The organism is Novosphingobium album (ex Hu et al. 2023), from assembly GCF_022832385.1.
Classification (GTDB): domain Bacteria; phylum Pseudomonadota; class Alphaproteobacteria; order Sphingomonadales; family Sphingomonadaceae; genus Novosphingobium; species Novosphingobium album.
The window spans coordinates 1-8627 of record NZ_JALHLE010000017.1 but is presented as its reverse complement, the minus strand read 5'-3'; the positions used below and the strand labels follow the sequence as shown (position 1 = coordinate 8627).

The window sequence follows — 8627 nt, the reverse complement described above, 5'->3', positions numbered from 1 at the left end:
CCCCCACCCGGCCTCCCAACAGGGTATTCTCATGGGAGGCCGGGTGGGGGCGAGGGCCGGTGCCGCTCACCAAGGAACCATCATGGCCGAGATCGTCAACCTGAGGATGGCCCGCAAGGCCAGGGCCCGCGCGGCGGACAAGATGCAGGCCGCGGAGAACCGCGCACTGCACGGCCAGACCAAAGCCGAACGCAAGGCCACCGAAGCGGACGTGACCCGCATCACCCGCACCGTCGAAGGCGCGAAGCGCGACCGGACCGAAGACTGATGCGCACCACCTATCTCGACGCGACGGTGCGGCTCTACCACCTCGACGGCGGCCCCGAAGGCGGCGCGGCCGAGACGCTGTTCTATGGTGCGCTCGCCGAAGCCATGGACATCGCCGCACGCCAGCCCGAAGAAGTGCAGGAAGGCCTGTTCCTTGCCACCGACAACGATGTGGTGGCCTATCTGGATTTGCTGGAGGGGTAGGACAATCTGAGAATGCGAGCTTAGAGACGCCCCCCCGGCCGCCTCTCGCAAGCGGGAGGGGAGTATCAGCTCCACGCAGCGACGATGCGCAAATTCTGCCCACCCGCTTGCGGGAGGGCCGCGAGACTTGCCGAGCCGTCAGTCGAGCGTAGTCGCAGCGGGGTGGGCTGTCTCCAACTCCGCGGCACAGTCCAGACCCGCTAGCCCGCCATCGCGGCCACCCGCGCGCCTATCGCCAGCGATGACGTAAGCCCCGGCGATTCAATTCCGAACAGGTTGATCAGCCCCGGCAGGCCGTGCACCTCCTCACCCTGCAGCACGAAATCGGCCGTCGGCATCCCCGGTCCCGCAAGCTTCGGGCGAACACCGGCGTAAGCGGGCTGCAGGCGCTCTTCCTCGGCTGCGGGCCAGATCCGGCGGGCGGCGGCCAGGAATTCGGGCTTCAGCGCCGGATCGACGGTGTAGTCGATCTCGTCGACCCAATGGATGTCCGGCCCAAAGCGCGCCTGTCCGCCAAGGTCCAGCGTGAAATGCGTGCCGAGGCTGGCCGGTCCCGGCACCGGATAGATCAGCCGCGTGAACGGCGCGCGGCCCGAGTACGCAAAATAGCAGCCCTTGGCGTAGTACAGCGGCGGCACCAGCGCCGGGTCGAGTACTTCGATCGTGCGCGCCAGCGCCTGTGCGCCAAGCCCGGCGGCATTGACGAGCAGCGGCGCGGCCAGCCGCGTCTCGCCCACTTGCACCGCCCAGCGCGATCCGGCCTGGGCAATGGCCTCGACCGGCGCCTCGCACACCAGCATGGCCCCATGCGCCTCGGCCTCGCCGAGCAGCGCCAGCATGAGTTCGTGCTGATCGACAATGCCGGTCGAGGGCGAATGGACAGCCCCGGCGCAGGCCAGCGCGGGCTCGATCGCGCGGGCCTCGTCCGGGGTGAGGCGCACCAGATCGTCCACCCCGGCAGCGGCGCCGCGCGCCATCACCGCATCGAGCCCCGGAAATTCGTCCTCGCTCGCGGCCACGATCAGCTTGCCGCAACGCCGGTGGGGCACACCGCGCCTTTCGCAAAAGTCATAGAGATGGTGGCGCCCCTCGACGCAGAGCTGCGCCTTCAGCGAGCCGTCGGGGTAATAGAGTCCGGCGTGGATTACCCCGCTGTTGCGCGAGGAGGTGACCATGCCGAACTGCCGCTCGCGCTCGAGGATGATCACCTCGCGGCCCGCCAGCGCCAGGGCCCGCGCCACGGCAAGGCCGACAACGCCTGCCCCCACAACGATCGCATCAACTTCATCCATGCCGCATCCTTACCGTATCAGGCCGCGCTTGGAATGCGTTTCGCGCGGGTGCCCCGCTCAGATGCCTAGCCGCAGCACCGCGCAGAACCGCCCGCCGCGCCGCTCGAAACCGAGCGAACCGCCATGCACCAGCGCCACCCGTTCGGCGATGGCAAGACCGAGCCCGGCTCCGTCGCCGCCGCGCGCACTGTCGCCGCGCGCGAAGGGGCGGAGCAATTGCTGGGCTTGCGCGGTGTCGAACCCTTCGCCCGCATCGCTGACGATGATTTCCAGAACCGCTCCCTCCTGCCGCGCGGTAACGGCTACGGGCTTCGCCCCGTGGCGCAGGGCATTGCCGACGAGATTGCCCACGGCCCGGCTGACAGCGTGGCTGCGCAGCGGCACGCGCAGGCCCTCCGGAACGTCCACCGCCGGCGCACCTTCGGGATCGCCATCGCGCGCCACCATTTCCAGAAGAGCGCGCACATCGCACGGCTGCACCGGCTCGTCCGCGAAGCCACGCGCGAAATCGAGGAACTGTTCGAGCATGGCCTCGATCCGGTCGACCTGCCGTGTGGCGGTCGCCTCCAGTTCGGCATCACCGCCCTGCATCATTTCGAGGCACAACCTCAGCCGGGTAAGCGGCGTGCGCAGGTCATGGCTCACTCCGCCGAGCATCAGCGAGCGCTCAGCCTCATCACGCGCGAGGCGTTCGGTCATGCGGTTGAAGGCGCGAGCGACGGCGGCCACTTCCTCCGGCCCCGAAATGTCGAGCACGGGCAAAGGCTGTCCTTTCTTCGCATCGTCCGGGCCATAGGCGTCGACCTCGGCCGCGAGCCGCCGCAGCGGCGCGTCGAGCCGGCGCTGGAGCAGCAGTCCGCAGACGGCTGCAACCACAAACGCCACGGCAAAGGCATAGAACAGGGTGAACAGCGCGCTGCGCCGCGTCGGCGGGGTCACGCTGACCCAGGTGTTTTCGCCACCCAGCCGGATGTGGAACCACAGCCGGTTTCCGTCGCCGGTGCGCCAGGAGAGTTCGGGATGGTTCGACAGCCGCTCCGAGAGTGCCTTGATGAACTGGCGCTCGATGAAATTGGGAAAGCGCGGTCGCGTGGCCGGTTCGATATCGCCTTCGCGCAGCACTACGTCGCCGTCCTCCCCGATCCGCGCGATCAGCGCCGCGCGGCGCGGTTCGGGCATTTCCTCGAGGACTTGCGACAGCGCCACGATCATGTTCGCACTGACATTGGCGACGCGATCGATCTGGGGGCGGATCACGAAGGCCAGCACCAGGAGCCCCGCGATGACCTGACCGGCCAGCACGACGCCCACCATCAGCGCGACATTGCGGCGAAACAGGCTCTTCGGAACGCCCCTAGCCATGACCGGCCTCACCGCCACCCGCCGTCAGCACATAGCCGACACCCCAGACAGTGCGGATGAAGCGCGGGTCGGCGGCATCATCGCCGATCGCCTTGCGCAGGCGGGCCACCTGCACGTCAATCGCGCGATCGGTCACTTCGGCATCGCGGCCAAGCGCCCTGTCGATCAGCTGCGCGCGGCTGAGCGGCCGGCCGGGGCTGCGGGCGAGTGCCGCGAACAGCGCGAACTCGCGCGAGGACAGCGTGAGCGCCTGCCCGTCGCGGTGGACCGTCATCGCCGAGAAGTTCACCTCGAACGGCCCGATCCCGGCGGTCTCGTCGCCGGACACGCTCCGCTCGGGCCCAATCCGGCGCAGCAGCGCGGCGATGCGCGCCACCAGTTCGCGCGGGAGGAAGGGCTTGCCGAGATAATCATCCGCGCCCATTTCCAGCCCCAGCACGCGGTCCACCGGATCGCCGCGCGCGGTCAGCATGATGACCGGCACCTGCTCGCCCGCCGCGCGCAGACGGCGCAACACGGCAAGCCCGTCCTCGCCCGGCATCATCAGGTCGAGCACCACGACATCGGCCGGTTCGCGCTGCAACGCCAGGTCCATCGCCTTGCCGCCGTCCACCGCGCGCACGGCGTAGCCATGTTCGGACAGGAACCGCTGCAGCAGGCTGCGCAGTTCGGGATCATCATCGACGACGAGGATTCGCGCGGGTTTTTCGCTCATGCCCTGCTTCCTGCCACTGCCACTGCCCCCGGGCCAGCCGCCAACCTGTGACAAACCGTGACACGGCGGCTCCGCTGTCGCGTTCTGCCACAACCTGGGCCTGGCGCGACATTCCCGTGATGCAACCTCCCGCCAGAAACGCTCCTGTCCCCCGGACACCCTGAGACCGGACACCTGATTAGGGAGTAAGCATCATGACGAAGTTCCGCACCACACTCACCGCCGCTGCCGTCCTCGCCGCGCTGGCCTTGACCTCCACCGCCGATGCCAAAGGCACCGTGCGGGTCCGTGGCACCAACGGCCATGCCGCAGCCACCGCCGGACAGCGCGGCGTGGCCGGGCGTGCCGGCGGCACGATGGTGGCTGAAGACGGCACCGTAACCCACGCCAGCGGTGGCGGCTTCGTGGGCGCGAACGGCGCCCGCGGCGCCCGGGCCTCGAGCACATCGGTTTCGCCCGACGGCACGGTGAGCCATCAGGGCGCCGCCGCGACCAGCGGTGCGAACGGCAGCGCGTCCACCCAGGGCGGCTTCACCCGCAATGCCGACGGCACCACTTCGGGTTCGCGCTCGACCAACGCGACCAATGCCTACACCGGCAACAGCTATTCGGGCTCGACCACCGTGGACAACGGGCAGGTCAGCCACACCGGCACCTGCACCAATGCCAGCGGCGCCGTGATCCCCTGCCGCTGACGATACCCTGCCGACGACCCGGACTTCGTGATCCGAAGTCCCTCCTGAGGCACGGCCGGGCGAATCTCTCCCCGCCCCCCGCACGCCCGGCCGTGCCGCTTTTCCCGGAGACACCCGCATGACTCTTTTCCGCGCCCTCCTTCGCGGCATTGCGCTAGTCGCAATGGTGCCATTCACCGCGCAGGCAGCCTCACCGGCCATGGCCGGGCGCCAGTTCGATGGCAGCCAGGCCATCGAACGCATGCAGGAGGCCGACGCCAATCGCGATGGCGCCGTCACTCGCGCCGAACTGGTGACCTACCGCAATGGCGAATGGCAGCGGTTCGACCGCAATTCCGATGGCTATTTCAGCGCGGACGATCTGCCGCGTTTCCTGCGCGACCGCTGGAACGGCGGGAAGCTGGCGCAGATGCGCGACACGTACGACCGCAACCACGATGGACGCATCAGCCGCGCCGAGTTCACCTCCGGCCCGACACCTGCCTTCGACATGGCCGACACCAACCACGACAACCGCGTAAGCCAGGCCGAACTCAAGGCAGCCCTCGCGGCAGTGCGCAACTGAAGGACGACAGACCATGCGTCTTGCCATGCAGCATCCCTGGATCCTTGCCGTCATGCTGGCGCTGGTAGCGGGCGAGATCCTGTGGCGGCGGCACGGCGCGCTCGGCTATGATGGTCGCGCGGCTGCCGCCAGCCTTGGCGTGGCGCTGGGGCAGACAGTATTCCGCCCGCTCACCGGCGTGCTGCTCGGGGCGATCCTGTTCGCTCTGGCAGGCGTGTCGCCGCTGCACTTTCCGGCAGACGACGGACGGACATGGGCCACGGGGTTCCTTGCGGTGGAGTTCGCCTACTACTGGTTCCACCGCTTCAGCCACACCGTGCGCTGGATGTGGGCAACGCACGCGGTCCATCACTCTGCGCGCGAATACGTGCTGCCCAGCGCCATCCGGCTGGGCTGGACGGAATTCTTCTCGCTGGGCTGGGTGTTCTTCGCCGCGCTGGTCCTGCTGGGCTTTCCGCCGCTGGTGGTAGTGACGCTGCTGGGCCTCAACCTGATCTACCAGTTTCCGCTCCACACCGAGGTGATCGGCAGGCTGGGGCCGCTCGAATGGGTGTTCAACACACCCTCGCACCACCGCGCGCACCATGGCAGCGAGGCCGAATTCCTCGACTGCAATTTCGGCGGCGTGCTGATCGTGTGGGACCGCCTGTTCGGTACCTTCCGCGCCGAGCCGGAAGGGCGGCGCCTGCGCTACGGCCTCGTTCACGAGCTGGATTCGCGCAATCCGGTCCGCATCGCGCTCCATGAATGGGGCCGGATGCTGGCCGACATGCGCAAGGCCCATGGGCTGGGCGCAAAGCTGAAAGTGGCCTTGGGCCGCCCCTGAAAGACAGAAGGCTCTCCTTCCCTTGCGAGAAGGAGAGCCCGGTCCGGCGACAAATTGGGGGTGGACGCCGGACCTTGCGGAAGGTGTGTTTCAACCGGAGCGGGAAAACGCCCGGCGCGGGCTGGAGTGAGGGAGAGAGTGCTCCCGCGCCGGGCGTGAGGCAGCCCCGGATGGATTGCCATTCAGTTCATGACGTGCCGAAAACGGTGATTTGCCGGGACCCGGCGCGCAGCGTACTTTCCGTACGTGAGCACCGGAAGTCCGGGAAATCGGCGTTTGCAGGCCGTCAGGACGGAATGGCGGCCCATCCTAGAAGAAGCCGAGCTTCTTCGGGCTGTAACTGACGAGCAGGTTCTTGGTCTGCTGGTAGTGATCGAGCATCATCTTGTGCGTCTCACGGCCGATGCCCGATTGCTTGTAGCCGCCGAAGGCCGCGTGGGCGGGATAGGCATGGTAGCAATTGGTCCACACGCGTCCGGCCTGGATGGCGCGGCCGAAGCGGTAGCAGGTATTGATGTCACGGCTCCACACGCCCGCGCCGAGGCCGAACAGGGTGTCGTTGGCGATGTGCAGCGCTTCGTCCGCGTCCCTGAAGGTTGTGGTGGAGACGACGGGTCCGAAGATTTCCTCCTGGAAGATCCGCATCTTGTTGTGGCCCTTGAACACGGTCGGCTCGATGTAATAGCCGCCCGCCAGATCGCCACCGAGGCTCGCCGCCTTGCCGCCGATGAGCACTTCGGCCCCTTCGTTGCGGCCGATGTCGAGATAGCTGAGGATCTTGTTCTGCTGTTCCTCGCTGGCCTGAGCGCCGATCATGGTCTCCATGTCGAGCGGACTGCCCTGCCGGATTGCGGCGACGCGCTTCAGCGCCTTTTCCATGAACCTGTCGTAGATCGATTCCTGGATCAGCGCGCGGCTGGGGCAGGTGCAGACCTCTCCCTGATTGAGCGCGAACATCACGAAGCCCTCGATCGCCTTGTCGAGGAAGTCGTCATCCTCAGCGCAGACGTCGGCGAAGAAGATGTTCGGACTCTTGCCGCCCAGTTCCAGCGTCACCGGGATCAGGTTCTCGGACGCATAGCCCGCGATCAGCTTGCCGGTGCTGGTCTCGCCGGTGAACGCAATCTTGGCGATCCGCTTCGACGAGGCGAGCGGCTTGCCCGCCTCCAGCCCGAAGCCGTTGACCACGTTGAGCACGCCCGCGGGCAGCAGGTCGCCGACCAGTTCCATCAGCACGAGGATCGAGGCCGGGGTCTGTTCGGCGGGCTTGAGCACCACGCAGTTGCCCGCCGCCAGCGCCGGCGCGAGCTTCCACGCGGCCATCAGGATCGGGAAGTTCCACGGGATGATCTGGCCGACCACGCCCAGCGGCTCGTGGATGTGATAGGCCATGGTTTCGTGGTCGATCTCGCCGATCGAGCCTTCCTGCGAGCGGATGCAGCCCGCGAAGTAGCGGAAGTGGTCAATGGCGAGCGGGATATCGGCTGCCGTCGTCTCGCGGATCGGCTTGCCGTTATCCCAGGTCTCGGCCAGCGCCAGCTTGCCCAGGTTCTCCTCCATGCGATCGGCGATCCGGTTGAGGATCAGCGAGCGCTCGGCAGGAGAGGTGCGACCCCAGGACTCCCTTGCGGCATGGGCTGCATCGAGCGCCAGTTCGATATCGTCGGCATCCGAGCGCGCGACCTGACAGACCGGCTTGCCGGTGATCGGCGAGACATTGTCGAAATAGCGCCCGGCTTTCGGCGCCACCCAGCGGCCGCCGATGAAGTTGTCGTATGATTTGGCGAAGGGCGCCTGCAGCGTGCTGGCGCGTTCGGCTACCATCTGATCCATGAGCCTTGATCCTCTCGTTCGCGGCAGGCCTCGTGCCCGCCTTTCCGAGAGCTTGGCATGCGCGATTCGGTGCCGCGAAGGGAGGGGGGCAGGCAAGTGCGCGGCGCAGACTGTCTCAGGGGTGAGACATCCCCCGGCTCACTGCGGACAGAACCGGCGCAAGGCGTCTCGGAGAGGACCGGGAAGCGGGAGACAATTATCGTGAGAAAGAAGCAAGCCAGGATCCTCGCCAGTCTGGCACTCACCTGCGCAATTTTCGCCACAGCCTGTTCAAAGAAGCTGCAGGAACCGGCGCCAGAGGCGACAAAGGCTCAGCCACCCTATGTGATCGGCCTCGGGGAGATCATGGGCCTAACGCAGATGCGTCACGCCAAGTTGTGGTTTGCTGGCAAGGCTGAAAACTGGCCGCTGGCCGCCTACGAACTGGACGAGTTGAGAGAAGGTTTTGACGATGCAATGCTCTATCATCCGCATCATCGGAACGTGCCTTATCCGCTCACGCAAATGGTGCCGGAATTCGTCAGCAGTTCGCTTGATGCGCTCGACAAGGCGATCAAGGCCAGAAACCGCCCGAACTTCGATAAGGCGTTCGATAGCCTGACAGCCGGGTGCAACGCGTGCCACAGGGAAGCCAATTTCGGGTTCAACGTGCTGAAGCGGCCGACGGCTCCCCCCTATTCCAACCAGAGCTTCGCAGCGGCCGTTCCTGGTCCTGGCCGCGCCCCTTAGTGCACCCCGCCGGCCATGCCCGCGCGTTCCATGCGGCGGTACATCGTCGCGCGGCCGATGCCGAGCAGGCGGGCGGCAGCAGCGACGTTGCCGTTCGAGCGGGCCAGCGCCTGCCGCAGCACGGCGCGCTCGCCGTCCC

At 67.1% G+C, this 8627-nt stretch carries 11 protein-coding genes; 6 read left to right on the top strand and 5 right to left on the bottom strand.

Annotated features, from left to right (window positions below; all coding sequences use genetic code 11):
* Together MTR64_RS11830 and MTR64_RS11825 are read left to right on the top strand one after the other, a co-directional pair.
* Window positions 1–268: DUF4169 family protein (locus tag MTR64_RS11830; protein ID WP_327194269.1), on the top strand; the 268-nt coding region annotated here is incomplete at its 5' end.
* Entirely contained in the window at window positions 268–471 is a 204-nt protein-coding gene (locus tag MTR64_RS11825) for a hypothetical protein (RefSeq protein WP_243994064.1), read from the top strand. The genes MTR64_RS11830 and MTR64_RS11825, both read left to right, overlap by 1 nt.
* Window positions 472–671: 200 nt before the next feature.
* Here the strand turns inward: MTR64_RS11825 and MTR64_RS11820 are convergent, their stop codons facing one another.
* Genes MTR64_RS11820 through MTR64_RS11810 form a run of 3 tightly spaced genes read right to left on the bottom strand, consistent with a single transcriptional unit; the run spans window position 672 to window position 3840 of the window.
* The gene (locus tag MTR64_RS11820) at window positions 672–1763 is read right to left on the bottom strand and encodes an NAD(P)/FAD-dependent oxidoreductase (protein ID WP_243994062.1); all 1092 of its coding nucleotides are present in this window, start codon (window positions 1761–1763) and stop codon (window positions 672–674) included.
* Between the two features lie 57 nt (window positions 1764–1820).
* Window positions 1821–3125 (bottom strand): ATP-binding protein, encoded by a 1305-nt coding sequence (locus MTR64_RS11815; RefSeq protein WP_243994060.1) that lies wholly within the window; start codon window positions 3123–3125, stop codon window positions 1821–1823.
* Entirely contained in the window at window positions 3118–3840 is a 723-nt protein-coding gene (locus tag MTR64_RS11810; protein WP_243994058.1) for a response regulator, read from the bottom strand. Before MTR64_RS11810 ends, MTR64_RS11815 begins: the two co-directional genes overlap by 8 nt.
* 194 nt (window positions 3841–4034) lie before the next feature.
* Between MTR64_RS11810 and MTR64_RS11805 the strand changes: the two genes are divergently transcribed.
* The 3 genes from MTR64_RS11805 (at window position 4035) to MTR64_RS11795 (ending at window position 5926) form a co-directional block, all read left to right on the top strand.
* Window positions 4035–4535: a hypothetical protein gene (locus tag MTR64_RS11805; RefSeq protein ID WP_243994056.1), complete on the top strand. Its 501-nt coding sequence runs from the start codon at window positions 4035–4037 to the stop codon at window positions 4533–4535.
* A gap of 118 nt (window positions 4536–4653) precedes the next feature.
* Window positions 4654–5100, top strand: a complete 447-nt coding sequence (locus MTR64_RS11800; RefSeq protein ID WP_243994054.1) for an EF-hand domain-containing protein — start codon at window positions 4654–4656, stop codon at window positions 5098–5100.
* Between the two features lie 13 nt (window positions 5101–5113).
* A complete protein-coding gene (locus MTR64_RS11795; RefSeq protein ID WP_243994052.1) occupies window positions 5114–5926 on the top strand; it encodes a sterol desaturase family protein in 813 nt (270 codons plus the stop codon).
* A 309-nt stretch (window positions 5927–6235) separates the two neighbouring features.
* Here the strand turns inward: MTR64_RS11795 and adh are convergent, their stop codons facing one another.
* Complete coding sequence (gene adh, locus MTR64_RS11790) at window positions 6236–7759, bottom strand: aldehyde dehydrogenase (RefSeq protein ID WP_243994050.1); 1524 nt, start codon at window positions 7757–7759, stop codon at window positions 6236–6238.
* Window positions 7760–7960: 201 nt separating this feature from the next.
* On the opposite strand from adh, the gene MTR64_RS11785 reads away from it, so the two are divergent.
* The gene (locus MTR64_RS11785; RefSeq protein WP_243994048.1) at window positions 7961–8488 is read left to right on the top strand and encodes a hypothetical protein; all 528 of its coding nucleotides are present in this window, start codon (window positions 7961–7963) and stop codon (window positions 8486–8488) included.
* On the opposite strand, the gene MTR64_RS11780 is transcribed toward MTR64_RS11785, so the two are convergent.
* Window positions 8485–8627: helix-turn-helix domain-containing protein (locus MTR64_RS11780; protein ID WP_243994066.1), on the bottom strand; the 143-nt coding region annotated here is incomplete at its 5' end. The genes MTR64_RS11785 and MTR64_RS11780 overlap by 4 nt on opposite strands.